Origin of the sequence: Salinarimonas ramus (assembly GCF_014645695.1) — a bacterium.
Classification (GTDB): Bacteria; Pseudomonadota; Alphaproteobacteria; order Rhizobiales; family Beijerinckiaceae; genus Salinarimonas; species Salinarimonas ramus.
In genome coordinates this window covers 129001-153785 of sequence record NZ_BMMF01000011.1, presented here as the reverse complement: position 1 = coordinate 153785, position 24785 = coordinate 129001, and the positions used below count along the sequence as shown (strand labels likewise).

Sequence of the window (24785 nt, the reverse complement as noted above, 5' to 3'; positions counted from 1 at the left end):
GCGTCACGATGCGCGTCTTGCGCGCGTCGTCGTCGCTTGCCACAAGGAGCGATGCCACCGCCGAGTCAAGCCGGCGCGACACCGGAGGACATCATGGCCGACCCGATCCCGGAGCCGACGATGCAGGTCTGCAGCACCGCCGAGGAGGCGGTCGCGCGGCTCGGCGCTCTCTACGACACGTCGGCGGAGGCCCTGCGCGAAGCGGTGTCGCGCTTCGTCCACGGCGGCACGCCGCCGACGCCGGCCGAGCGCGCGATCTTCCGCTATCCGCTCCTGCGCGTGCGCCATGCCGGCGACGGCGCGCCGCCGCGGACCGAGCGCGCCTACGCCAAGCTGCAGACGACCGGTCTCTACGAGACCACGCTGACGCATCCGGCCGAGTTCAGGACCTATCTCCTCGAGCAGCTGCGCCCGCTCGTCGCGGAATACGGCGTCACCCTCGAGGTGGGGCTCTCCGAGCAGGAGATCCCCTACCCCTACGTGCTCGAGCGCGGTGACGAGCTCTCGCACGGCGTCGTCACCGCGAGCGACCTCGCCCAGCACTTCCCGACGCCGGCGCTCGCCGAGGTCGGCGACGAGATCGCCGACGGGCTGTGGGACGTCGACGGCCCCCCGGCGCGCCCGTTGGCGCTCTTCGACGCGGTGCGCGTCGACTATTCGCTGCGCCGCCTCGTCCACTACACGGGCGCGGACTGGCGCGCCGTCCAGCCCTGGATCCTGATGACGAACTACCACCGCTACGTGGACCAGTTCGTGCAATGGGGCCTGGGCGAGCTCGCCCGCGAGGGCAGCCCCTACACGCGCCTGACGCTGCCCGGCGGCATCGTCGTCGAGCGCGAGGGCGCCGCCTCCGAGAGCGCCGAGAGCCTGATGACGCGCTCTCCCTGGCACCGCTTCCAGATGCCGGCCTACCACCTCGCCCGCGCCGACGGGCACGGCGTCACGCTGGTCAACATCGGCGTCGGGCCCTCCAACGCCAAGACGATCTGCGACCACCTCGCCGTCTTGCGCCCGCATTGCTGGCTGATGGTCGGCCATTGCGGCGGCCTGCGCCAGACGCAGACGATCGGCGATTACGTCCTCGCCCACGCCTACCTGCGCCAGGACCACATCCTCGACGCGCTTGTGCCGCCCGAGGTGCCGATCCCGGCACTGGCCGAGGTGCAGATCGCGCTGCAGGAGGCGGCGGCGCAGGTGACGGGGGAAGCGGGCGAGATGCTCAAGCGGCGCCTGCGCACCGGCACCGTCGTCACCAACGACGACCGGAACTGGGAGCTGCGCTGGACGCAGGAGCGCCGGCGCTTCAACCTCTCGCGCGCCATCGCCATCGACATGGAGAGCGGCACGATCGCGGCGCAGGGCTACCGCCTGCGTGTCCCCTACGGAACGTTGCTGTGCGTCTCCGACAAGCCGCTCCACGGCGAGATCAAGCTTCCCGGCGCGGCGTCCGCCTTCTACCAGCGGGCGGTGGGCGAGCACCTGATGATCGGGCTCTCGGCGCTCGACATCCTGCGCGGCCAGCGCACGGCGCTGCATTCGCGCAAGCTCCGGTCCTTCGACGAGCCGCCCTTCCGCTGACGCGCGCGGGCGGGGACGCTCGCCCGGCCTCACCCGATGCGGACGCGCCCCTCCCACGCCGCGGCGAGCGGCGCGTCGGGCGCGCGATCGGTGACGAGGCCCGCGAAGGCCTGCGCCGGCGCGACGCGCACGAGCGCCTCGCGCGCGAACTTCGTCGCGTCGGCGAGCACGTAGGCCGCGCGGGCGCGCTCGACGGCGAGCCGCTTCACGGCGACCTTGTCGGGGTCGAAATCGAGGGGGGCGCCGTCGGCGTCGAAGCCCGAGCAGCCGACGAGCGCGACGTCGAGGCGCAGCCGCGAGAGCGCCTCCAGCGCCTCCGCGCCGACCAGCGAGCCGTCGGGCCCGCGCAGCGTCCCACCGAGCACCCGCACCTCCGGCCCGCCCGTGGACGCGCCGAGGATCGCGGCCACCGCGAGGCTGCTCGTGAAGACCCGGCAATCGGCGCGGGACGCCAGCGCGTGCGCCGCCGCCTCCAGCGTCGTGCCGACGTCGAGGAAGATCGCGGCGCCCGTGGGCACATCGCGTGTGGCGCGAAGCCCGATCCGCTCCTTGGCGGCGAGGCGCACGCCCTTCTTCTCGTCGTAGGCGGGCCGGCGGCGCTGCTCGGAGAGCCCCGCCCCGCCGTGGAAGCGCTGGAGCAGGCCGCGCTCGTCGAGGCGGATGATGTCGCGCCGGATCGTCTGCGCCGAGACGTCGAAGAGCCGCGCCAGATCCTCGATCGTGACGAAGCCCCGCGCCTCGACGAGGGCGAGGATCTCGCGCTGGCGCGTGCTGGCGACGTCCTCGCCGGCCGAGAGATCGTCCATGTCCGCTCCTGCCGCCGTCCGGACGGCGAATCGCCGTTCACGTCGTGATGTTAGTTTCTTTACATCGAGCGCGGCGCCTGCCACAAGTCCCGCCGAGCCGAGCGCAGGAGGTGGCGATGACGGGGACCGGTTCGGGAGACGGCAACGGGTTGCGGCTGTGCCCGCGCACGCGGCGCCTGCGGCGTGCGGGCTACGCGTTGGACGCCTGGTCGCTCGCCTGGAGCGAGGACGTGACGCCCCTGCCCGACGGGCCCGATCTCGCGCCCGTCGCGGCGCTGCGCGCGCTCCACGAGGCCGGCCCCGTCCGCGCCGTGCCCGTGGGCGTCATCGGGCCGAAGGCGGCGAGCCCGCGCCAGACGGAGGTCGCCCACGCCCTGGGCGCGGCGGTCGCAGACCTCGGCCTGCAGCTCCTCTGCGGCGGCAAGAACGGCGTGATGGAGGCCGCCTGCCGAGGCAACGCGGAAGCGGGTGGGCGACCCATCGGCCTCGTGCCGGACGAGGAATGGGATGCGGCCAATCCCTTCGTCGCCATCCCGCTCGCCACGGGAATCGGCCCGGCCCGCAACGTTCTGATCGCGCGCGCTTCCTTCGCCCTCGTCGCCGTGGGCGGCGGCTACGGCACGCTCAGCGAGATGGCTTTCGGCCTGCATTTCGACCGCCTCGTCCTCGCGCTCGAGGACGCGCCCGCGGTCGAGGGCGCGATCCGCTGCGCCGACGTCGAGGAGGTCTGCGAGCGCCTGGCGCGGCGGTTCCTCCGGCTGGACGCGGGGTGAAGGGAAGCCTGGTCGGGATGTTCGTGGAAGAGACCTGAATGCAAGCCGCCGCCGCTCTCCCCTCCCCCTCGTGGGGAGGGGCCGGGGGTGGGGGGGGGGCGCGCAGAACGATCTCGGCGCCGATGCGGAGCGCTCCTGCATCGTGAACGCCTGCATACCGGTCGCAGAAATCCTGAACGCCCCACATCCCCGACCCCTCTCCACGAGGGAGAGGGGAGCGCGTCGGCGCCTTGCATCGACGTCTCGCCAGCCCACGCACCGACGACGGTCTCAAGGAACGTCATAAAACTTACATCACGCTGCGGTAGATGATCGTTAGCTTACGCGATCGATCACGGGAACCCCAGCATGATGGCGCTGCGCGAGGTGACGCGACGCTTCGGCGAGACGGCCGTGCTCCACGGCATCTCGCTCGAGGTCGCCGAGGGCAGCTTCACCTCGCTGCTCGGCCCCTCCGGCTGCGGCAAGTCGACGACGCTCCGGATCATGGCCGGCCTCGATCGCCCGACCACGGGCCGCGTCCTCATGGACGGGCGCGACGTGGCGGAGCTGACGCCGGCCGAGCGCAACGTCGCCATGGTCTTCCAGTCCTACGCGCTCTACCCCCATCTCACGGTCGCGCAGAACATCGCCCTCCCGCTCGCCATGCGCCGCATGTCGCGGCTCGAGCGGCTGCCGGGGCTCGACCGGCTCCTGCCCTCCGCGCGGGCGAAGCGGGCGGATCAGGCGCGGCGCGTCGCGTCCATCGCCGAGATGCTCGGCATCGAGGACCTCCTCCAGCGCAAGCCCGGCCAGCTCTCCGGCGGGCAGAAGCAGCGCGTCGCGGTGGGGCGCGCGCTCGTGCGCGATCCCTCGATCTTCCTCCTCGACGAGCCCCTCTCGAACCTCGACGCCACGCTGCGCGTGCAGATGCGCGCCGAGCTGGCGGCGCTCCACCGCCGCACCGAAAAGAGCTTCGTCTACGTCACGCACGACCAGGTCGAGGCGATGAGCATGTCCGACCGCGTGGCTGTGGTGCTCGGCGGGCGCATCGCCCAGGTCGGCGCGCCACGCGACCTCTACGAGCGCCCCGAGAACCGCGCCGTCGCCGCCTTCATCGGCGCCCAGCCGATCAACCTCCTCGACGTCGCCTTCGCTCCCGGCGAGAGCTCCGGCCCCTTCGCCGCGCTCGCGCCGCGGACGGCATCCACGACGCCCCTCCCCGCGCGGGCGACGGTCGGCATCCGGCCCGAGCATCTCGTGCCGGCGCCCGGCGGCGCCGTCCGCGCGCGGCTCGAGGCCGTGGAATATCTGGGCGCCGAGGTCCTCCTCCACCTGCGCGCCGACGACGGGCAGGCCCTGCGCGCCCTCGCCCCCGGCGATTACGCCCCGCCGGCGCCGGGCTCCGAGATCGCCCTCGCCTTCGAGCCGCGCCACGTCCACGTCTTCGACGCGACGAGCGGCGCGCGCCTCGCTCTCGGTCTCGAGAGGGCGGCGGCATGAGGCGCCTCTCCCGCGCCGGGCGCGACGCGCTCACGGACCTGTGGCTCGCCGGTCCCGCGACCGTGATGATGATCGTGCTGATCTTCGTCCCCGTCGCGATCGTCGCGCTGCTCTCCTTCACCGACTACCAGTTCGGCGCGCGCAGCTTCCGCTTCGTCGGGCTCGAGAACTACACGACTCTGTTCACGGACCCCATCGGCCGCCGGGCGGTGACCAACACGCTCCTCTACGTCGCGGTGGTGATCCCGTTCTCCATGGGGCTCGCGCTCCTCGTCGCCATGGCGCTGCACGAGATGGCGACGTGGTCGCGCATGCTCTCCAACGTGCTGCGCGCCGCCTACTTCCTGCCCGTGGCGGCGACGCTCGTCGCCATGGCGCTCGCCTGGCAGATGCTGCTGCACCCCTCGATCGGCCTGTTCAACGCCGTCCTGAGCCACCTCGGCTTCCCGCGCCAGGACCTGCTCTCGGACCGCGGGCTCGTCCTCTACACGCTCGCGGCGATCGGGATCTGGCAGACCATCGGCTACAACATGGTGCTCTTCCTCGCCGGGCTCGCCGCCATCCCGCGCCACCTCTACGAGGCGGCGGAGGTCGACGGCGCCGATCGTCCGTGGGAGCGCTTCTGGACGGTCACCTGGCCCATGCTCGGGCCCACCACGCTCTTCGTGGCGGTGATCACGGCGACGCAGTCCTTCCGCGTCTTCGAGACGGTGGCGACGCTCACCGACGGCGGGCCCGCCTTCGCGTCCGAGACCCTCGTCTACGCGCTCTATCGGGAAGGCTTCGTCTACTTCAAGGCGGGCTATGCGAGCGCGATCACGATGGTGTTCTTCGCCTTCGTGCTCGCCCTGACGCTTCTGCAGTTCCGCATCCTCGAGCGCCGGGTGCATTACAAATGAGCACGCGCCTCCTCGTCCGTCGCGCCGTCTCGACGACGTTCGTTCTTCTCGGCGCCGCGATCGTGCTCCTGCCCTTCGTCTGGATGCTCTCCGTCTCGCTCAAGCCGGCGGACGAGATCTTCACCCGCGAGATCGCCTTCCTGCCCACCCGCTTCGAATGGTCGAACTACGTCGAGGCCTTCACCGCCGTCGACCTGACGCGCTACCTGATGAACGGCGTCGTCGTGTGCGTCGGCATCCTCGTCTTCCAGATCCTGCTCGCCGTGCCCTGCGCCTACGCGTTGACGCAGCGCCGCTTCCGGGCGCGCACGCTCGTCTTCGGCATGGTGCTCGCCGGGCTGCTCGTGCCCTACCACGTCACGGCGATACCGATCTTCCTCGGCCTCGCGCAGCTTCGCCTGCTCGACACCTACACGGCCCTGATCCTGCCCTTCGTCGCCTCCGTCTTCGGCATGTTCCTGTTCCGTCAGTTCTTCGCGCAGATCCCCTCGGACCTGTTCGAGGCGGCGCGGGTGGACGGCCTGTCGGAGACCGCGATCGTCTGGCGCATCGCCTTCCCGCTCGCCTGGCCGGCGGCCACCGCCTTCGCGGTGTTCTCGGTGACCGCGCATTGGAACGACCTGTTCTGGCCGCTGATCGCCACGTCCGACCGGGCGCTCGCGACCCCGCCGCGGGGCATCGTCTACTTCAACGACCAGGAATCCGGCTCCGACGTCGGGCCGCTCATGGCCGCCGCGGCGGTCGTGACGGCGCCGCTCGTGATCGGCTTCCTCCTCGCCCAACGCGCCTTCACCCAGGGGCTCGCCGCCGGCGGGCTCAAGGGCTGATCGAACCCGAGAAGAACGCGCCAAGCGTCACGCTCCGATCCCACGCACCAGACCGACCACAGGAGACAACGACCCATGCGAAACCTCCTCACGGCGACGGCCCTCGCCCTCGTCTTCGCGAGCTCGGCGCAGGCGCAGACCACCGAGCTGCGCGTTCACTATTCCATCCCGACCATCTGGACGCAGCCGAAGAAGGCGCTGGAAGCCGCCTTCGAGGCCGCCCATCCCGAGATCGACATCGTCTACGACGGCCCCGCCGAGAGCTACGAGGACGGCGTGCAACGCTTGCTGCGCGAATCCGTCGCCGGGAACCTGCCGGACGTCGCCTTCGTCGGCCTGAACCTGTGGCGCGTGCTCGAGGCCCGCGACCTGCCGGTGCCGCTCGACGGCTTTCTCGGCGACGACGCCGCCAGGGAGGCGGCGGGCTACACCCCGGCGCTGCGTTCGCTCGGGCGCTACGAGGGCGTCCAGCACGCGCTCGCGACGTCGGGCTCGACGCTCGTCATGTACGTGAATCCCGAGCTCGTCGCGCAGGCCGGCGGCTCGATGGAGGACTTCCCCACCACGTTCGACGGCGTGATCGCGCTCGCCGCGCAGATCGACGCGCTCGGCGACGACATCGACGGCATCTGGATCCAGCCGCACGACTGGCGCTTCCAGTCGCTGCTCGGCTCGCATGGCGGGCGTCCGCTCACCGAGGACGAGAGCGACGTCGCCTTCGACGACGAGGCCGGCCATGCCGCGGCTACGCTGTTCGCGCGCTTCGCCTCCGAGGGCGGCATGCCGAGCTACGGCACCGACCAGGCGCGCCAGGCCTTCCCGGCGGGCACGCTCGGCATCATGCTCGAATCCTCCTCGCTGCTGGCCCGCTTCGAGCAGGCGTCGGGCGAGAACTTCGACATCGTCGTGAAGCCGCTCCCCGTGGTCGCCGAGGACACGGCGAGCGTCTACTTCCCCACCGGCGGCTCGGGCGTCGTGATGCTCACGCAGGACGAGGCGAAGCAGCAGGCGGCCTGGGAGTTCATCTCCTTCGTCACCGGCCCCGAGGGCCAGAAGATCATCGTCGAGAACACCGGCTACGCGCCCGCCAACGGCATCGTCCTCGCCGACGAGGCCTATCTCGGCGCCTGGTACGAGGCGAACCCGAACGCCAAGGTCGCCCACCAGCAGGTCGTGACCTACGGCGGCCCTTGGTACGCCTTCCCGGGCGTCGAGGGCGTCGCGGTCACCGACCTGATCGCGGCCTCCCTCGTCGAGATCACGGAGGGGGCCGAGCCCGTCGAGACCGTCGACGCGCTGGCCGAGACCCTGCGCGATCGGCTGGGCATGAAGTAAGGCCGGCTCAGCCCGGATCGTCGAGACGAACGACGTCGCCCGGCTCGCGCGCGAGCCGGGCGAGCGCGTCCGCGACCCGCACCCCGCCGATCACCCGATCCGGCGCGATCTCGGCCAGCGGCACCAGCACGAAGGCGCGCGAGCCCATTTCCGGATGGGGCAGCGTCAGCTCGGGGCCGCGGAGCGCGAGGTCGCCGTAGTGCAGGAGGTCGATGTCGATCACCCGCGGGCCCCAGCGCACCTCGGGCGTGCGGCCGAGCTGCAGCTCGATCGCCTTGGCGAGCCGCAGGAGCGCGCGCGGCGGCAGGCTCGTCCAGCCCGTGGCGCACAGGTTGAGGAAGTCCTGCTGGTCCGCGCGCCCCCAGGGCGCCGTGCGGTAGACGTGCGAGACGGCCTCGACGGCGACGCCCTCCGCCGCGCCGAGCTTCGCCAGGGCCGCGCGCAGGGTGGCGCGGCTGTCGCCGACGTTCGAGCCCAGCGAGAGCGCGATCGGCGTGCGCCGCACGCGGTGGATCTCGACGCCGACGTGGTCGAGCACCGCCGGCACGGGTGCCGAGGGCTTGCGCACGCGCACCCGCACGTCGAGCACCGCGGGAAAGCGCCCGAGGACGCCCGACGCGATCCGCTCCGCGAGGGTCTCGACCAGCTTGAACGGGCCCGACGCCGACACCTCGGCCGCCAGCGCGCACAAGGCCCCGTAATCCACCACCGCCTCCGGGTCGTCGCCCCGGGCGGCCTCCTCGAAATCGGTGCCGCACTCGATGTCGATGGAGAAGCGCTGGCCGAGCCGCGTCTCCTCGGCATGGACGCCGTGATGCGCGAAGAGGATCAGGTTCGAGACGAAGACGCGATCGCTCATGCCGGCTCTCCCGTCGCCGCCGCGGAAAGGGCGCCGGTCGCCCGCAACATGGCGAGCGCGTCGACGTGCGGCGCCACGTCGTGCACGCGGATCACCGCCGCGCCGGCGAGCACGCAGGCCATGTTGGTGGCGAGCGTCGCCGGCAGCCGCTCGTCCACGGGCCGTCCGAGGAGACGCCCGAACATGGACTTGCGCGAGACGCCCACGAGGACGGGGCAGCCGAGCCGCCTCAGGCGCGGCAGCGCGCGCAAGCAGGCGAGGTTCTGCTCCACGCTCTTGCCGAAGCCTATGCCGGGATCGATCAGGATGCGCTCGCGCGGCACGCCCGCCCGCGCGGCGCGCTCCAGCGCGACGCCGAGGACGCGCTCGACGTCGTCGAGGATGTCGATGTCGGGGTCGACGCTCTCGCGATTGTGCATGATCACGAGGGCCGCGCCGGTCTGCGCCACCGCATCCGCCATCCCCGGATCGCGGGCGAGGCCCCAGACGTCGTTGACGATCACCGCGCCCCGGCGCACCGCCTCGCGGGCGACGCGCGCCTTGTAGGTGTCGACGGAGACCGGCACGTCGAGGCTCGGGCAGAGCGCGTCGAGAACGGGGCCGATGCGGGCGAGCTCGTCCTCGGCCGTGACCGGCGTCGCGCCGGGGCGGGTCGATTCGCCGCCGATGTCGATCACGTCCGCCCCCTCCGCCGCCATCGCGCCTGCGCGCCGTGCCGCGTCGTCGTGGGCCGCGTGGAGACCGCCGTCGGAGAACGAATCGGGCGTCACGTTGAGGATGCCCATGACGAGCGGGCGACGGCTCAGGGCCGCGAGGAAAGCGTCGCGCCTGGCGATGCCGGTCTGGTCGAGCATGGTCGGCTCCGGGGAGAAGATGCGCGGCGCCTGATTGCGACGGGGTGAGGGGTGCGCGCAAGAGGGGATGACGCGGCGCGGTGCTGCGCCGCGCGCGGGGCGCGCGCCGGTCTGGCTCGTCGGAGGGCCCCGTGCTACGCCCGGGACGGGTGCACGGGCAGGAACGGCTGGCGGGAGTGGCTGATGGAACGTCCCACGCGGGGCGCGGCGATCGTGTTCCAGCTGACGCGCGAGATCCTCTCGGGCGCGCTCGCGCCGGGCACGACGCTGGAGGAGATCGCCCTCGCCGAGCGCCTGGGCGCGTCGCGGACGCCGGTGCGCGAGGCCCTGCGCCAGCTCGCCGCGAGCGGGCTCGTGGAACTGCGCCCGCACCGCCCGGCCCGCGTCGTCGCCATCGATGTCGACGGGCTCGCGGAGATGTTCGAGGCCATGGCGGAGCTCGAGGCTCTGTGCGCGGCACGCGCCGCGCGGCTGATGACGCCCGCCCTGCGCCGCCGGCTCGAGGCGCAGCACGAGGCCATGGCCGCCCTCGTGCGCGGGGTCGACCTCCCCGGATATCGGGCCGAGAACCTCTCCTTCCATACGCTGATCTACGACGGCGCCGCGAACCGCTACCTCAAGGACCTCGCCCTCGCCACGCGCGAGCGGCTCGCGCCGCATCGCGGCGTCCAGCTCGATTCCGCCGAGCGTCTCGCGCGCTCCCACGCGGAGCACGAGACGGTAATGCGCGCGATTTTGCGCGGCGACGCGGACGGGGCCGCCGCCGCCATGCGCGCGCATCTCGAGGCGACGCGCAACGAGGTGGTCCGCATCGGCGCGCCGTCCGACCTGCCTTTTCCGTAGGCAAAGTATCGCGCATTGCATACAATGAGTGCCGGACGACACGCCTCGCGTACAGCAGGCCGGCGCTTCTGCGTGGCACGCCTTTCGCGTGAGCACGCGGAACGCCCCGACGAGAGCACGACCTTGCCCGCCACAGCTCCCCCGACCATCGACGCCCTGCACGCCCGCTACGAGGCGGGCGAGAGCCCGCTCGCGATCCTCGACGAGATCGAGGCCGCGATCGCCGCGTTGGACGATCCCGGCATCTTCCTCGCGCGCCCGGACGCCGAATCTATGCGCGCGACGGCACGGGCGCTGCCGGCCTTCGACCCGGCGCGCTTCCCGCTCTGGGGCGTGCCTTTCGCGGTGAAGGACAACATCGACGTCGCGGGGCTGCCGACGAGCGCCGCCTGCCCGGCTTTCGCCTACGTGCCGGAGCGCACCGCGCCCGTCGTCGAGCGGCTGCTGGCGGCGGGCGCGCTCCTCGTCGGCAAGACCAACCTCGACCAGTTCGCCACGGGGCTGGTGGGCGTGCGCACGCCTCATCCGGTGCCGCGCAACGCCTTCGACAAGACGCGCGTGCCCGGCGGCTCGTCGTCCGGCTCGGCGGTGGCCGTGGCGCAGAACCTATGCACGTTCTCGCTCGGCACCGATACGGCGGGCTCGGGCCGTGTGCCGGCGGGGCTCAACAACCTCGTCGGCCTCAAGCCGACGGTCGGTGCGCTCTCCACGCGCGGCGTTGTCCCCGCCTGCCGAAGCCTCGACTGCGTCTCGATCTTCGCCCTCTCCATCGCGGACGCGCGGCGCGCCTTCGACGTCGCCCGCGGCTTCGACGTCGAGGACCCGTTTTCGCGCGCCTTGTCGTCCGCCCCGGCGAGTGCGATCACCCGCGTGGCGATCCCGCGCCCGGAGGATCTCCATTTCTTCGGCGACGCCGCTGCCGCGCGCGCCTGGGAGGCCGGTGTCGCGCGGCTCGCGGCGCTCGGGGTCGCGATCGTCGAGCACGACGTCGCCCCGCTCCTCGACTGCGCGAAGCTCCTCTACGACGGGCCCTTCGTCGCCGAGCGCCGCGCCGCGATCGGCGGCTTCTTCGAGACGCACGCGCAGGCGATCCACCCCGTCACCCGCGCCATCGTCGCGAGCGCCGACCGCTTCTCGGCGGTGGACGCGTTCGAGGGCATGTACGCGCTCAGGCGCTACGCCCGGGTGGCGCAGGCGCTCTTCGAAGAGGTCGACGCGCTCGCCGTGCCGACGGCGCCGCTCTTCCCGACGCTCGCCGATCTCGAGGCCGACCCGATCGTCCCCAACAGCCGGCTCGGGACCTACACGAACTTCGTCAACCTGCTCGACCTCGCCGCGCTCGCCGTGCCGGGCCCCTTCCGCGCGGACGGCCTTCCGGCGGGGACGACCCTCGTCGCGCCCGCGGGGCACGATTCGCGCCTCGCCGATCTCGGCGCGCGCCTGTTCCCGGGCGTCGGCGGTGTCGCGGGGGAGCGCCTCGCATGAACGACCGCATCGAGATCGCCGTCGTCGGCGCCCACCTTACCGGCATGCCGCTCAACCACGAGCTGACCGCGCGCAGCGGCGTCCTCCTGCGCGCGGTGGCGACCGCCCCGCTCTACCGCCTCCACGCGCTGGCCGGCGGACCGCCGGAGCGGCCGGGGCTGGTGCGCGTGGGCGAAGGCGGCGGCGCGATCGAGACGGAGGTCTGGTCGCTCGCGCCCGACGCCTTCGGCACCTTCGTCGCCGGCATTCCCGCGCCCTTGTGCATCGGAACCCTCGTCCTCGCCGACGGGACGCGCCCCAAGGGCTTCCTGTGCGAGACGGCCGGGCTCGACGGCGCGCATGACATCACCGGCTTCGGCGGCTGGCGGGCTTATCGCGCGGAACGCGCCCGCGCGTAGGCGGGCCACCGCGCCGGTCCGCTCCCGTCTTTCGTCCCGCCTTGCCCATGCCCGCGCTTCGTCGTAAACACGGCGGCGCGGCCTTCGCCCCGGACGGGCGGTCCGAACTCTTCCCGGCGCGTGCGGCTCCTCGTGCGCGGCGGACGTTGAACACGCGACGGGCAGGGCATGAAGATCGTCGTCTGCGGCGCCGGGCAGGTGGGCTCCACCATCGCGCGCCATCTCGCCAACGAGGGCATCGACGTCACCGTCGTGGACGCGGACGCGGGCCAGGCGCGGCGCGTGGACGAGAGCTACGAGGTCCGCGGCATGGTGGGCCACGCCTCGCATCCCGAGGTGCTGGAGCGCGCCGGCTGCCGCGAGGCGGACATGCTCATCGCCGTCACCCGCTCCGACGAGGTGAACATGGTGGCCGCACAGGTCGCCTATTCCCTCTTCCGGGTGCCGCGCCGCATCGCCCGCGTACGCCACCACGGCTATCTCGATCCCTATTCCCGCGCGCTCTACGCCGCCGACCAGATGCCCATCGACGTCGTCATCTCGCCCGAGCTCGAGGTGGCGAACGGCATCGCGCGGCGCCTGCGCACGCCGGGCGCCTTCGACACCGTGCCGCTCGCGGAAGGCCGCGTGCAGCTGCTCGGCATCCACACCGACACGCCGGGCTGCATCCTCACCGGCCGCACGCTCGGCGAGGTCCCGCAGGTCATGCCGGACCCGCACATGATCGTCGTCGCCATCGTGCGCGACGGCACCGCCTTCGTCCCCCGTGGCGCCGACCGGATCGAGCGCGGCGACGACGTCTACGTCGTCACCGAGCCCTCCCGCGTCGACCGGGTCATGGCCGTGTTCGGCCACGAGGAGCGCGTGGCACGCCGCGTCGTCATCGTCGGCGGCGGCAACGTCGGCCTCAACCTCGCCAAGATGCTGGCGCGCGAGGCGCCCTACGTGCGGCTCAAGATCATCGAGAATTCCCGCGAGCGCGCCGAGTTCGTCTCCCGCGAGCTGGGGGACCGCGCCGTCGTGCTGCACGGCGACGCGCTCGACAACGACGTGCTCGAGGAGGCGAACGCCGGCTCGGCCGAGACGGTGGTGGCCGTCACCAACGACGACGAGACCAACATCTTCTCCTCGGTGCTCGCCAAGCGCATGGGCTGCAAGCGCGCCATCACGCTCGTCAACAAGACGAGCTACGAGCCGATCATGCCTTCGCTCGGCATCGACGCCGTGGTCTCGCCCAACGCCATCACCATCTCGACGATCCTGCGCCACGTGCGCCACCGCTCGGTGTCGGCGCTCTACACGCTGCGCGAGGAGTTCGGCGAGGTGATCGAGGCGAAGGCGCAGGCCGGCTCGAAGCTCGTCTCGGGACCGATCAACCAGATCGGGCTGCCCGACGGCATGCTGATCGGCGCCGTCGTGCGCGGCGAGCAGGTCGTCATCCCGCACGGGGACTTCAAGGTCCATGCCGGCGATTCGGTCATCGCCATGGTGACCTACAAGGCGCTGAAGAAGGCGGAGGCCTTCCTCGCCGGAAAGGGCTCCGATTTCCGCTCCGACGAGCGCTGACCGGATGGCGCGCGTCTCCATCGACACCTGGGCGCCCCCCGCGTTCCGGCCGATCATGATGCTGGTCGGCGGCATGCTGCTCGCGCTCTCGGCGGCGATGCTCATCCCCGCCGCCTTCGACCTGTTCGCGCGCAACGAGGATTGGCGCGCCTTCGCGCTCTCGAGCGCGGTCACCGCCGCCTTCGGCGCGGGCCTCGTGTCGATCTCGCGCACGAAGCTCGCCGGCGGGCTGACGCTGCGCCAGGCCTTCGTGCTCACGCCGCTCACCTGGCTCACGGTGGCTTTGTTCGCAGCGCTGCCGCTCTACTTCTCGGATTACGCGCAGCTGCGCGACAGCTTCACCAACGCCTTCTTCGAGGCGGTGTCGGGCCTCACCACGACGGGCGCGACGGTGATCGTGGGCCTCCAGGACGCTCCGCCCGGCGTGCTGATCTGGCGCGCGCTGCTCCAATGGATGGGCGGCATCGGCATCATCGCCACCGCCATCGCCATCCTGCCGGCGCTCGGTGTGGGCGGCATGCAGCTCTTCCGAACCGAGAGCTCGGACCGCTCCGAGAAGGTGCTGCCGCGGGTGCGCGAGATCGCCACCGCCATCGTCTCGCTCTATCTCGGCTTCACCGCCCTGTGCGCCGTCGCCTACTGGCTCGCGGGCATGACGCCCTTCGACGCCCTGGCGCATGCGCTCACCACCATCTCGACGGCCGGCTTCTCCACCCACGACAACTCGCTCGGCAATTGGACGACGCCCGCGGTGCACTGGATCGCCATCGTCGGCATGCTCGCCGGCGCGGTGCCGTTCGTGCTCTACGTGCGCCTCTTCCAGGGCCAGCTCGACACGCTGCGCAACAGCCAGGTGCGGGTCCTGTTCGGCTTCCTCGCCGTCGTCATCGCGCTGATGAGCCTGTGGCTCGTCTCCTCCGAGCGCTACGAGCTGGGCGACGCCATCCGCCACGCGGCGATGAACGTCGTCTCCGTCGTCACCACGACGGGCTTCGCCTCCACCGATTACGGTGCGTGGGGCAACGTCGCGGTGGGCGTCTTCTTCGGGCTCATGTTCGTCGGCGGCTGCACGGGCTCGACCGCCGGCGGCGTGAAGATCTTCCGCTACGAGGTGATGGCCCGGCTCCTCCACAGCCACTTCCTGCACCTGCTCTACCCCCGCGGCGTGTTTCCCCGCTCCTATGCCGGGCGCGCGCTGCCGGACGACGTCGTCGCCTCGGTGGTGGTGTTCTTCTCGCTCTTCTTCGTGTGCTACTCGGTCATCACAATCGTCCTGATGGCCTTCGACCTCGACTTCCTCACGAGCGCGTCCGCCGCCGTGTCCGCCCTCTCGAACGTCGGCCCGGGGCTCGGCCCCATCATCGGACCCGCGGGCACGTTCGGCCCGCTGCCGGATCCGGTGAAATGGGTGCTCGCCTTCGCCATGCTGCTGGGGCGCCTGGAGCTGTTCACCGTGCTGATCCTGTTCATGCCGCGCTTCTGGCGGGGGTGATCCCCGCCAGCGCGTAGAGAAGCGCGCCGTCCCGCGCCCTTCAATGCATCATCACGACGGGCACGGTCATCGCCCGCAGGATGCCGCGGGTGGCGCCGCCCAGCACGAACTCGCGCAGGCGCGAATGGCCGTAGCCGCCCATGGCGAGATAGTCGGCGCCCATGTCGGCGGCGTGCGAGAGCAGCGTGTCGGCGATGTCGCCCACGCTCGCGATGCGCCGGCCGCGGGCGCGAACCCCGTGGGCGGCGAGGTGGCGGGCGTAGGCCTCCGGATCCGCCGTGCCCGGCCGGCGCCCGTCCTCGATGGAGACCACCTCGACGGAGCGCGTGCGCGCGAGGAAGGGCAGCGCCGCGCCGAGCGCGCGCGCCGCCGTCTGGCTCTCGTCCCAGGCGACGAGGGCGTGATCGTAGGAAAGCGGCGTCTTCTGGACGTAGGGCACGTGGAGGATCGGCCGGCCCGCGCCGAAGAGCAGCGCCTCCGCCAACGCCGCCTCGCCCTCGCGCTCGCGCGCCGACGCCTGCTCGACGACCACGAGATCGCAATAGCGCGCCCGGCGCTGGAGCTCGTGCGAGCAGGCGTCGAAGCTGCCGGAGATCACCTCGGTACGCGGGTCGATGCCGGCCTCGCGCAAGCGCGAAGCGACTCCCTCGGCCCGGGCGCGGGCCTCGGCACGCGCGGCCTCGCGGGCGTTGTCGAGGATCTCGACGGGCATCTCCGGGACGACGTAGGTCGGCGAGATCATGTCGAAGGCCGGGGCGGCGATCCGCACGGCGGCGCCGTGGTCCTGCGCGAGCGCGGCCGCGAAGGGGCCGAGCGCATCGCCGGCATTGGTCGGGACGACGAGGATGTCCTTGATCATGGGGGCGTTTCCTCTCATGCGCCGACGCGGGCGGCGCGCCCGAGCCCGGCTCGTCCACGAGGCTGCGACCGGCCGCCGCGCCGCGCATTGACCTTTCGCAAGGGCGGGGGTCAGCCGGAGAAGCCGGCGCGCACCAGCAGCTGGGCGATCCGCTGGAACGTGTCGCGCGGGATCGCATCGCCCACCTTCCCCTTCTCGACGAGGATCGGGAACACGTCGGGCGCCTGCGTGATGGCGATGCCGTTCTCCCGCGCGGTCGCGAGGAAGGTCCGCGCGTTCTCGCCCGTGGCCTTGGCGGCGACGACGGGAACGCCGGAGAGCTCCGGCTTGTAGGCGATGCCGATGGCGCCGTCGGGGCCCTCGATCCAGAAATTGGCGGAGTTGGGCCCCACGAGGCCTGCCGACTGGGCGATGCGCTTGCGCTCGGCTCTTCGCTCTCCGCGCACGTGCGGGTCGCCGTAATTCTCCCTCATCTCGCGCTTCACCTCCGTGAGGGTCATGCGGTTGTCGCGGATGAAGAGCCAGCGCTGGATGGCGTAGTCGATGGCGGCGAACAGAACGAGGAGCACGCAGCCGATGACCAGACGATGTCGTCGGCGTAGCCGAAGACGACGGCGAGGCCGACGGCAACCAGGTGATCGAAGCCCTCGTGCTGGGCCCCGACGTCGAAACCGCCATGCGCAAGATCGCGAGCTCCGACGCCACGGCCCTGCGCACCGCGGAGGCGACGGTCAAGAAGGTGGTCGACCTGGTCCGCAAGCGCATGGAGGAGAACGCCCGCGAGGGCGTGCCGCTGTGCCTGATGACGCCCGCGGACCTGCGCCGACAGCTCAGGCGCGTCCTCAAGCAGCACAAGGTCGAGCTGCCGGTGCTCTCCTTCGCGGACGTGGCGCCGGACTACCAGATGCGCACCGTCGCCGTGGTCGGGACCGCCAAGGCCGCCGCCTGAGGACAGATCGAACACTGACGCGACGCCTCGCTTTCGTCACTCTCGCGGGCGACAAGAGAGCCGCAACGCCAACGACGGCGCAGGGGAACGCGCCGATGGGGACAGCCTCGATGACGCGTACGCCTCGCCTGGCGCTCGCGGGCACGGCTCTCGCCGGTGCCGCGACCGCGCTCGCCGCCCTCCTGTGGCTCGTTCCTGCTGGAGGAACAGCCTCGGCGCCGCAGGACCCGGTCGCCACGGGCTCCCTGAACGGCGCGCCGCCCGCCGACGCGGAAGCGAGCGACGACGTCGCCGCGACCGAGACGCCGGACGGCGCGGCCGAGGACGCCGTCGCCTCCGAGCCGGCCACCGTCGAGCCGGCTGCCGTCGAGCCGGTCGTCGCCGCCGCCCCGCCCCGGCCCTCGCCCTTCCGCGCCCTGCGCGACGCAGACGGGCTTCGCCTCGTCGGCGCCGTGCCGGACGAGGCGGAGCGCTCCGCCATCCTCATCGCCGCGCGCGCTCGCTTCGTCGCCGAGCCCGTGGTGAGCGAGCTCGTCGTCGATCCGCAGGCCGAGGCGACCCCGCCCCCCGTCGCGGCGGTCGCGCTCTCGGCGCTGGCCCGCCTCGCCGAGGGCGAGGCGCGGCTCGCCGCGAACGTCCTCGCGCTCGATGGGCGCGCGCTCTACCCGCAGGCGCGCGAGCGCATCGAGGACGAGATGCGCGTGCGCCTGCCCGAGGGCTGGACGGCCGAGCTCGCGGTGGAGACGCCGCAGCCCACGCCCGAGCCGATGATCGCCCCCGTCCCCGCCCGCGCCGCCGCGCCGACCCCGGTCGCGACCGCCGAGGCGGCTACGTCCGAGGCAGACGCGGCTCCTCGGCCCGGATCGCAGCAGGCGGATCTCGCCGCGACCGCCCTGCATCCGCTTCCGCCGCGGCGATGAAATCCGCGATCCGATCGGCGAGCGCGCCCCGCAGCAGCGGCGCGTGCCCCTCGCCCGAGACGTTCTCGGCCTCGTGACGCGGATGCCGTTCGCCCATCTCGGCGAGGGTCTCGCGCGAGAGGATGTCGGAATGCTCGCCCCGGATCGTCAGGACCGGCAGGTGGCCGAGCGCCTCGAAGAGCGGCCAGAGCGGCGGCGGCGAGCGCTCGAGGTCGAGCGCCTCGAGGCTCTTCATCAGAGCGGGATCGTAGGAGAGCGCGAGCGTTCCGTCCTCGCGCTCGGTCCACGTGCCCCGCGCGAGCGCCGTCCATCCCGCCTCGTCGAGGCCGGGGAATTGCGCGCCCTGGAGACGCTTCAGCGCGTCGACGGCCTCGGGCCAGCCCTTCGGCGTCGGCAGCTTGCCGACATAGCCGCGGATGCGGATGAGCCCCTTGCCGTCGATCACCGGGCCGATGTCGTTCAAGACGACGGCGCGCAGGCAGGCGGGCCGCGTCGCCGCGAGCGCCATGGTGATCAGCCCGCCCCGCGAGGTGCCGACGAAGGCCGCGTGCGGTACGTCGAGGGCGGCGAGCACGGCCAGCACGTCCTGCATCTCGACGCCGACGTCGTAACGGGCGGGATCGGGGTCGCGCTCGGAGAGGCCGCGGCCTCGATAATCGAGGGCGAGCACCCGGCGCGGGCGCTTCGGGTCGCGGGCGAGGCGAAGCGCGAGATCGTGGAAGTCCTGCGCGTTGCGCGCGAGGCCGGGCAGGCAGACGACGGGGAGCGCGGCGCTCGATCCGCCGTAGACGCGCACGTGCAGGCGCAGCCCGTCGCCGGCGCGCACGAAATGCGAGGCGTAGGTGTCCGCGGCATTGGTGGAGGCCGGGGCGGCCGGGGCGGCGCTCTCGGTGTCGTTCATGGCGCGTAAAACTCTCCTCGGCTAAAATCCGACGCATCAGCATTCGGCGCCGCGCACCCTGCGCGTCAAGGCCGAAGGCGGGGGACGGGGTTCGTCGAACGGTGGACAGGGGCGGATCACCCGCCGCGCCGGCGTGGAAATCGCTTGCGCGCCATGGGGGCAGACCGTATTGCGGGGGCGGTCGCGCGGGCGCGTCGCCGGCCGCGCGCGGGCGTTCGCGCATGCCGACCGGGCGCCGCAGGGCGAAAGCCGGTGACGGGCAGGCGCAAACGAAGCCGTTCCGCTACCCGAGCCCCACCACGCCCGCGAACAGAGGTGGCCCGACGCCCACATGAGCATCGCCCTCATCGTCCTCCTGCCGCTCCTCGGCGCGCTCCTGGCTCCGGTGACCATCCGCTGGGGCCGCAACGCCTGCGCGGCGACGGCCGGCGCGGCCTCGCTCGGCTCCTTCGCGCTCCTGATGTCGCATCTGCCGGGCGTCTACGCGGGCGAGGTCCTGCGCCAGGAGCTGCCCTGGATTCCGCAGCTCGGCCTCTCCTTCTCGTTCTTCGTCGACGGGCTGGGCTTCTTCTTCGCCGGGCTGATCCTCGGCATCGGGCTCCTGATCATCCTCTACGCGCGCTACTACCTCGCGCGACAGGACCCGATGGGGCGCTTCTACGCCTACCTGCTGCTCTTCCAGAGCGCCATGCTCGGCATCGCGCTCTCGGACAACGCGCTGCTCTTCCTCGTCTTCTGGGAGATGACGAGCCTCTCGTCCTTCCTCCTCATCGGCTATTGGCGCCACCTGCCGGAGGGGCGCCAGGGCGCGCGCATGGCGCTCGCGGTGACGGGCGGCGGCGGGCTCGCGCTCATCGGCGGCATGCTGCTCCTCGGCGAGGCGGCCGGCACCTACGCCATTTCCGAGATCATCACCCGCGGCGAGGTCATCCAGGCGCACCCGCTCTACGTGCCGGCTCTGCTGCTGATCCTGGTCGGCGCCTTCACCAAGTCCGCCCAGTTCCCCTTCCATTTCTGGCTGCCGCACGCGATGGCGGCGCCGACCCCGGTCTCGGCCTATCTCCACTCCGCCACCATGGTGAAGGCGGGCGTGTTCCTGCTCGCCCGCTTCTGGCCGGCGCTTGCGGGAACGGACATCTGGTTCCTGATCGTCACGCCGGTGGGCCTCGCCACGATGGCGATCGCGGCCTTCATCGCCATCTTCAAGAACGACCTGAAGGCGCTGCTCGCCTTCTCCACGGTCTCGCATCTGGGCATGATGACGATGCTGCTCGGCTTCGGCACCGAGATCGGCGTCGTCGTGGCGATGTTCCACATCCTCAATCACGCGACCTTCAAGGCGGCGCTCTTCATGAGCGCGGGCATCGTCGACCACGAGGCCGGCACGCGCGACATCCGCAAGCTCGGCGGGCTCGCCAAGCTCATGCCGATCTCGAGCGTGCTCGCGCTGATCGCCGCCGCATCGATGGCGGGCCTGCCCTTCTTCAACGGGTTCCTGTCGAAGGAGATGATGCTCGAGGAAGCCGCCCACACCGAGCTCACCGGCATCCCCTATCTCGTTCCGGCGCTGGCGACGCTCGCGGCGATGTTCTCGGTGGCCTATTCGCTGCGGCTGGCCTGGTTCACCTACATGGGCCCGGTGCGCCAGAGCTATCCGCACCACCCGCACGATCCGCCGGTCGGCATGTGGGCGCCGGTGGCGCTGCTCGTCGTCCTCGTCGTCGCCATCGGCCTCGTGCCGCCGATCGCAGGCCCGATCGTGGCGCGCACCTCCATGGCGGTGCTGCAGACGGATACCCTGCCCTATTATTCCCTCGCCATCTGGCACGGGCTGACCCCTGCCCTGTTCATGTCGATCGCGGCGATCGTCGTCGGCACGATCGTGGTCGCGCTCTACCGCTCGCTCTCGGCGGCGCATGCGGGGCTGCCGCATCCCGACGCGAAGTCCATGTTCGACCGCACCATCGCGGGCCTCGTCTCCACGGCGCGCGGCTTCACCGGCGCGACGCAGACGGGCTCGCTCCAGCTCTATGCGGGCATCATCGTGGCTTCGATCGTGGCGGTGGGCGCGGTCGCCTTCCTCCAGGGCGGGCATGCGCCGGGCACGCGCGCGACGCTGCCGGCGAGCCCGCCGGCCATCGTCGCCTGGGCGGTCCTCGTCGCCGTGTGCGGCGCCGTCGTCGTCGCGCATACGAGCCGGCTCCTCACGCTCGTCCTGACGAGCGTGGTCGGCCTCGTCGTTTCCGTGGCCTTCCTGCAATTCTCCGCGCCGGACCTGGCGCTGACGCAGATCTCGGTGGAGGTCGTCACCACGATCCTCCTGCTCCTGGCGCTCAACCTCCTGCCGCGCCAGGGCGCGCCGGAGCGCAGCAACGCCAACCGCTTCGGCTCCGCCGCCATCGCCATCACGGCGGGCCTGGGCGTCGCCGCCCTCGCCTACGCCGTGATGACGCGCGACGTCGCCTCGATCTCGGAATACCACATCGCGCAGTCGAAGCCCGGCGGCGGCGGCACCAACATCGTCAACGTCATCCTCGTCGACTTCCGCGGCACGGACACGTTCGGCGAGATCATCGTGCTCGGCATCGCCGCGCTCGCCATCTTCGCCATGCTGGATTCCGCCCTTCGGGGCGCCTCCGCGCGGCGGCTCGCGGCGATGCTGCCGACCCGCAAGTCGGGCGACGCGCATCCCATGCCCCTCGTCGTCGCGACGCGGGTGATCCTGCCGCTCGCCATCACGGTGGGCATCTTCATCTTCCTGCGCGGCCACAACGAGCCCGGCGGGGGCTTCATCGCCGGCCTCGTCGTCGCCATCGCGCTGATCATGCAATACATCGCCTCCGGCTTCGACTGGGCCTCGGCGCGGGCGCGCTACAACCCGCACGCCATGATCGGCGCGGGCGTGATCATCGCGGGGCTCACGGGCGTCGCATCCTTCCTGTTCGGGGCGCCGTTCCTGACGTCGTCGTACGATTACTTCCACATCCCGCTCGTCGGCGAGGTGGAGCTCGCCACCGCCATGGCCTTCGACCTCGGCGTCTTCCTCACGGTCGTCGGCACGGTGCTGCTCGCGCTCTTCCAGATCTCGCGCGTCGAGCACAAGGCGGAGCGCGTGCCGGTGCCGGAGGGTCCCTACGAGCCGCCGTTCCACGACGCGGCACGCGGCAGCGGCCGTGCGATGGCGGCGCCGCGCGTCGTCGAGCCCGCACGCGACAAGGAGGCGTGAGATGGAGCTTCTCGTCGCGACCGGCATCGGCGCGCTCACGGCGGCGGGGGTCTACCTGCTGTTCCGGGCGCAGACCTTCCCCGTCATCATCGGGCTCGCCTTCCTGTCCTACGCGGTCAACGTCTTCCTCTTCGCCATGGGCCGGCTCGCCATCGACGCGCCGCCGATCTACAGCCCCGACGTGAAGGTCTACACCGACCCGCTGCCGCAGGCCCTCGTGCTCACCGCCATCGTCATCTCCTTCGGCATGACGGCGCTCATCGTGGTGCTGGCGCTGCGCGGCTTCCTCGAGAGCGGCGACGACGGCGTCGGCGCGCGCGAGCGGGCCGACAGCGAGAGCGGGCGCACGACGGCCACCGACACCGGCCTCGAGCCCGGCGCGGCCGCGGCCTCCGAGCGGGGCGTGTGAGCGTCATGAACCACCTGATCATCGCCCCCATCCTCCTGCCGGCCTTCACGGCGGCCTTCATCGTGCTGGCGCTGCGCGACGACCTGCGCCTGCAGCGCATCGTCTCGGGCGTGGCGACGGCGGCGCTGCTCGCGCTCGGAATCTACCTCTACGCGCTGGCGGCGGACGGCGAGACGCGGCCCTACCTCCTCGGCAACTGGCCGGTGCCCTTCGGCATCATCCTCGTGCTCGATCGCCTCTCGGCGCTGATGGTGCTGCTGACGGGCATTCTCGGCCTCGTGGTCGTCGCCTACGCGTCGGGCGGCTGGGACGAGAAGGGGCGCCACTTCCACGCGCTCTTCCAGTTCCAGCTGATGGGCATCATGGGCGCCTTCCTCACGGGGGACGCGTTCAACCTGTTCGTGTTCTTCGAGGTGATGCTCATCGCCTCCTACGGGCTGATGCTGCACGGCGGCGGCCCGGCGCGGCTGAAGGCGGGCTTCCACTACGTCACGATCAACCTGATCGGCTCGACGCTCTTCCTCTTCGCCATCGGGCTGATCTACGCCACCACCGGCACGCTCAACATGGCCGACATCGCCCGGCGCTCGGCGGAGGTCGCCGCCGGCGACGTGGCTTTGCTGCGGGTGGGAGCGCTGCTCCTCTTCCTCGTCTTCGCGCTGAAATCCTCGCTCGCGCCGCTGCATTGGTGGCTGCCGACGACCTATGGCGCGGCGTCGGCCCCCGCCGCCGCCATCTTCGCCATCATGACGAAGGTGGGCGCCTATTCCATCATCCGCATGCACGCGATGGTGTTCGGGCCGGAGGCCGGCGAGATCGCCTGGACGGCGGCGCCCTGGATCATACCGGCCGCGCTCGTCACCCTCCTCGTCGGTGCGCTGGGCGTGCTGGCGACGCGCCGGCTCGTCGATCTCGTCGCCTTCTCCGTGGTCTGGTCGATGGGGTCGCTCCTCGTGGCGCTCGGCCTCTTCGACGTCGAGGGGTTGACCGCCGCGCTCTACTACGCCGTCCACTCGACGGTGGCGGCCGCGGTGCTCTTCCTCATCGCCGACATGGTGACCCGCCGGCGCGGCGCCTCCGGGGACGCGCTTCGGACCGCGCCGCCCGTGGGCAACGACGCGCTCCTGTCGGGGCTGTTCTTCGTCGCGGCCATCGCCATGGCGGGCCTGCCGCCCTTCTCGGGCTTCATCGGCAAGCTCCTCATCCTCGACGCCGCCCGCGCCTCCGCCTACGGGCCGTGGATCTGGGCCCTCGTCCTCGTGACCAGCCTCGTCGTGATCATCGGCTTCGCGCGAGCCGGCTCGACCCTGTTCTGGAAGGCGCAGGCGGTGGGCGGCGGCCTCGTCGCGGCGGCGCCGCCGCCGGAGCGCGAGTTCGACACGCCGCGCAAGGAGACGGGCGCCATGCGGCTGTCCGTCTACGCGCTTCTGGCGTTCGCGGCCCTGCTCGTCGTCTTCGCCGGCCCGGCGACGGAGGCCTTCGAGGCCACCGCACGCCAGATCCTCGATCCCGCCGGCTACGTCGCCGCCGTGTTCGACCCGGCCATCGTCCCGGACTGGAGCCGCTGATGTCGCGCATCCTGCCCCATCCCGTCCTGACGCTCGTGATCACGGCCGTCTGGATCCTGCTCGTGAATTCGTTCTCCGTGGGCGCGGTCCTGCTCGGCCTCGTCATCGGCATCCTCGTGCCGATGTTCACGGCGCCCTACTGGCCGGGCCGCCCGCGGGTGCGCCATCCCTTCAAGATCCTCGCCTATCTCGGCATCGTTCTGTGGGACATCGTCGTCTCCAACGTGCAGGTCGCCTGGCTCGTGCTCTTCCGCAAGGGCGACAGCCTGCGCTCGCGCTTCGTGACGATCCCCCTCGAGCTGCGCTCGCCGGAGGCGATCACGGTGCTCGCCGGGACCATCACCATGACGCCGGGCACCGTCTCGGCGGATCTCTCCGCCTGCGGTCGCGCGCTCCTCGTCCATTGCCTCGAGACGGACGATCCGGAGGGCACCGTCGCCCAGATCAAGGACCGCTACGAGCGGCGCCTCATGGAGATCTTCGAATGATCGAGATCGCCTCCCTCGTCGCCATCGCCTCCATCGCGATCTCCATCGCGCTCAACATCTGGCGCCTGTCCAAGGGCCCGGACCTGCTCGACCGCGTGCTCGCGCTCGACACGATGGTCATCAACGCCATCGCGCTCACCATCATGATCGGCATCTGGTACGCCACGCCGGTCTATTTCGAGGCGGCGCTCCTCGTCGCCATGGTGGGCTTCCTGTCGACGGTGGCGTTCTGCAAGTTCGTGCTGCGCGGCAACATCATCGAGTGAGA

At 71.8% G+C, this 24785-nt stretch carries 22 protein-coding genes and 1 pseudogene; 17 read left to right on the top strand and 6 right to left on the bottom strand.

Annotated features, from left to right (window positions below):
- Positions 1-93 precede the first annotated feature (93 nt).
- Positions 94-1578 carry an AMP nucleosidase gene (locus IEX89_RS18005; RefSeq protein WP_373290608.1) on the top strand — a complete coding sequence of 495 codons (1485 nt, stop codon included), beginning with the start codon at positions 94-96 and terminating at the stop codon, positions 1576-1578.
- A gap of 29 nt (positions 1579-1607) precedes the next feature.
- Here the strand turns inward: IEX89_RS18005 and IEX89_RS18000 are convergent, their stop codons facing one another.
- Entirely contained in the window at positions 1608-2384 is a 777-nt protein-coding gene (locus IEX89_RS18000) for a DeoR/GlpR family DNA-binding transcription regulator (RefSeq protein ID WP_188914636.1), read from the bottom strand.
- A 116-nt stretch (positions 2385-2500) separates the two neighbouring features.
- Between IEX89_RS18000 and IEX89_RS17995 the strand changes: the two genes are divergently transcribed.
- The 5 genes from IEX89_RS17995 to IEX89_RS17975 all read left to right on the top strand — a co-directional run bounded on the left by IEX89_RS17995 (position 2501) and on the right by IEX89_RS17975 (position 7700).
- Positions 2501-3157, top strand: a complete 657-nt coding sequence (locus tag IEX89_RS17995; RefSeq protein ID WP_188914635.1) for an SLOG cluster 4 domain-containing protein — start codon at positions 2501-2503, stop codon at positions 3155-3157.
- A 348-nt stretch (positions 3158-3505) separates the two neighbouring features.
- Entirely contained in the window at positions 3506-4639 is a 1134-nt protein-coding gene (locus tag IEX89_RS17990) for an ABC transporter ATP-binding protein (RefSeq protein ID WP_188914634.1), read from the top strand.
- A complete protein-coding gene (locus IEX89_RS17985; protein WP_188914633.1) occupies positions 4636-5538 on the top strand; it encodes a carbohydrate ABC transporter permease in 903 nt (300 codons plus the stop codon). The genes IEX89_RS17990 and IEX89_RS17985 overlap by 4 nt, the downstream gene beginning before the upstream one ends.
- A complete protein-coding gene (locus IEX89_RS17980) occupies positions 5535-6365 on the top strand; it encodes a carbohydrate ABC transporter permease (protein WP_188914632.1) in 831 nt (276 codons plus the stop codon). The genes IEX89_RS17985 and IEX89_RS17980 overlap by 4 nt, the downstream gene beginning before the upstream one ends.
- Positions 6366-6440: 75 nt before the next feature.
- The gene (locus tag IEX89_RS17975) at positions 6441-7700 is read left to right on the top strand and encodes an extracellular solute-binding protein (protein WP_188914631.1); all 1260 of its coding nucleotides are present in this window, start codon (positions 6441-6443) and stop codon (positions 7698-7700) included.
- A 7-nt stretch (positions 7701-7707) separates the two neighbouring features.
- Here IEX89_RS17975 and folK read toward each other — a convergent pair whose 3' ends face one another.
- Positions 7708-8559 (bottom strand): 2-amino-4-hydroxy-6-hydroxymethyldihydropteridine diphosphokinase, encoded by an 852-nt coding sequence (gene folK / locus IEX89_RS17970; protein WP_188914630.1) that lies wholly within the window; start codon positions 8557-8559, stop codon positions 7708-7710.
- On the bottom strand, positions 8556-9413 hold the full coding sequence (gene folP, locus IEX89_RS17965) for a dihydropteroate synthase (protein WP_195826190.1): 858 nt from the start codon (positions 9411-9413) through the stop codon (positions 8556-8558). The genes folK and folP overlap by 4 nt, the downstream gene beginning before the upstream one ends.
- 183 nt (positions 9414-9596) lie before the next feature.
- Here folP and IEX89_RS17960 point away from each other — a divergent pair, with 183 nt between their 5' ends.
- The 4 genes and pseudogenes from IEX89_RS17960 (at position 9597) to IEX89_RS17945 (ending at position 15197) form a co-directional block, all read left to right on the top strand.
- Entirely contained in the window at positions 9597-10256 is a 660-nt protein-coding gene (locus IEX89_RS17960; RefSeq protein ID WP_188914629.1) for a GntR family transcriptional regulator, read from the top strand.
- 123 nt (positions 10257-10379) lie between these two features.
- Positions 10380-12139 (top strand): annotated as a pseudogene (gene atzF, locus IEX89_RS17955) (allophanate hydrolase).
- Positions 12140-12307: 168 nt separating this feature from the next.
- Complete coding sequence (gene trkA, locus IEX89_RS17950; RefSeq protein ID WP_188914628.1) at positions 12308-13705, top strand: Trk system potassium transporter TrkA; 1398 nt, start codon at positions 12308-12310, stop codon at positions 13703-13705.
- Between the two features lie 4 nt (positions 13706-13709).
- The gene (locus tag IEX89_RS17945) at positions 13710-15197 is read left to right on the top strand and encodes a TrkH family potassium uptake protein (RefSeq protein WP_244645560.1); all 1488 of its coding nucleotides are present in this window, start codon (positions 13710-13712) and stop codon (positions 15195-15197) included.
- Positions 15198-15237: 40 nt separating this feature from the next.
- Here IEX89_RS17945 and IEX89_RS17940 read toward each other — a convergent pair whose 3' ends face one another.
- Together IEX89_RS17940 and IEX89_RS17935 are read right to left on the bottom strand one after the other, a co-directional pair.
- A complete protein-coding gene (locus IEX89_RS17940) occupies positions 15238-16056 on the bottom strand; it encodes a universal stress protein (protein WP_188914627.1) in 819 nt (272 codons plus the stop codon).
- Positions 16057-16166: 110 nt separating this feature from the next.
- Complete coding sequence (locus IEX89_RS17935; RefSeq protein WP_188914626.1) at positions 16167-16625, bottom strand: EscU/YscU/HrcU family type III secretion system export apparatus switch protein; 459 nt, start codon at positions 16623-16625, stop codon at positions 16167-16169.
- A 65-nt stretch (positions 16626-16690) separates the two neighbouring features.
- On the opposite strand from IEX89_RS17935, the gene IEX89_RS17930 reads away from it, so the two are divergent.
- The gene (locus IEX89_RS17930) at positions 16691-17005 is read left to right on the top strand and encodes an FHIPEP family type III secretion protein (RefSeq protein ID WP_188914625.1); all 315 of its coding nucleotides are present in this window, start codon (positions 16691-16693) and stop codon (positions 17003-17005) included.
- A gap of 110 nt (positions 17006-17115) precedes the next feature.
- A complete protein-coding gene (locus tag IEX89_RS17925; RefSeq protein WP_188914624.1) occupies positions 17116-17925 on the top strand; it encodes a hypothetical protein in 810 nt (269 codons plus the stop codon).
- On the opposite strand, the gene IEX89_RS17920 is transcribed toward IEX89_RS17925, so the two are convergent.
- Complete coding sequence (locus tag IEX89_RS17920; RefSeq protein ID WP_188914623.1) at positions 17834-18826, bottom strand: alpha/beta fold hydrolase; 993 nt, start codon at positions 18824-18826, stop codon at positions 17834-17836. The two genes, IEX89_RS17925 and IEX89_RS17920, sit on opposite strands and share 92 nt — an antisense overlap.
- 331 nt (positions 18827-19157) lie before the next feature.
- Between IEX89_RS17920 and IEX89_RS17915 the strand changes: the two genes are divergently transcribed.
- From IEX89_RS17915 to IEX89_RS17895, 5 genes are read left to right on the top strand one after another with little or no spacing between them, the layout of a single operon-like run.
- On the top strand, positions 19158-22052 hold the full coding sequence (locus IEX89_RS17915; RefSeq protein ID WP_188914622.1) for a monovalent cation/H+ antiporter subunit A: 2895 nt from the start codon (positions 19158-19160) through the stop codon (positions 22050-22052).
- A 1-nt stretch (position 22053) separates the two neighbouring features.
- Positions 22054-22461, top strand: a complete 408-nt coding sequence (locus IEX89_RS17910; RefSeq protein ID WP_188914621.1) for a Na+/H+ antiporter subunit C — start codon at positions 22054-22056, stop codon at positions 22459-22461.
- A gap of 5 nt (positions 22462-22466) precedes the next feature.
- A complete protein-coding gene (locus IEX89_RS17905; protein WP_188914693.1) occupies positions 22467-24029 on the top strand; it encodes a monovalent cation/H+ antiporter subunit D in 1563 nt (520 codons plus the stop codon).
- Positions 24029-24517, top strand: coding sequence for a Na+/H+ antiporter subunit E (locus IEX89_RS17900; RefSeq protein WP_188914620.1), 489 nt, complete (start codon positions 24029-24031; stop codon positions 24515-24517). Before IEX89_RS17905 ends, IEX89_RS17900 begins: the two co-directional genes overlap by 1 nt.
- Positions 24514-24783 carry a K+/H+ antiporter subunit F gene (locus tag IEX89_RS17895; RefSeq protein WP_188914619.1) on the top strand — a complete coding sequence of 90 codons (270 nt, stop codon included), beginning with the start codon at positions 24514-24516 and terminating at the stop codon, positions 24781-24783. Before IEX89_RS17900 ends, IEX89_RS17895 begins: the two co-directional genes overlap by 4 nt.
- Positions 24784-24785 lie beyond the last annotated feature (2 nt).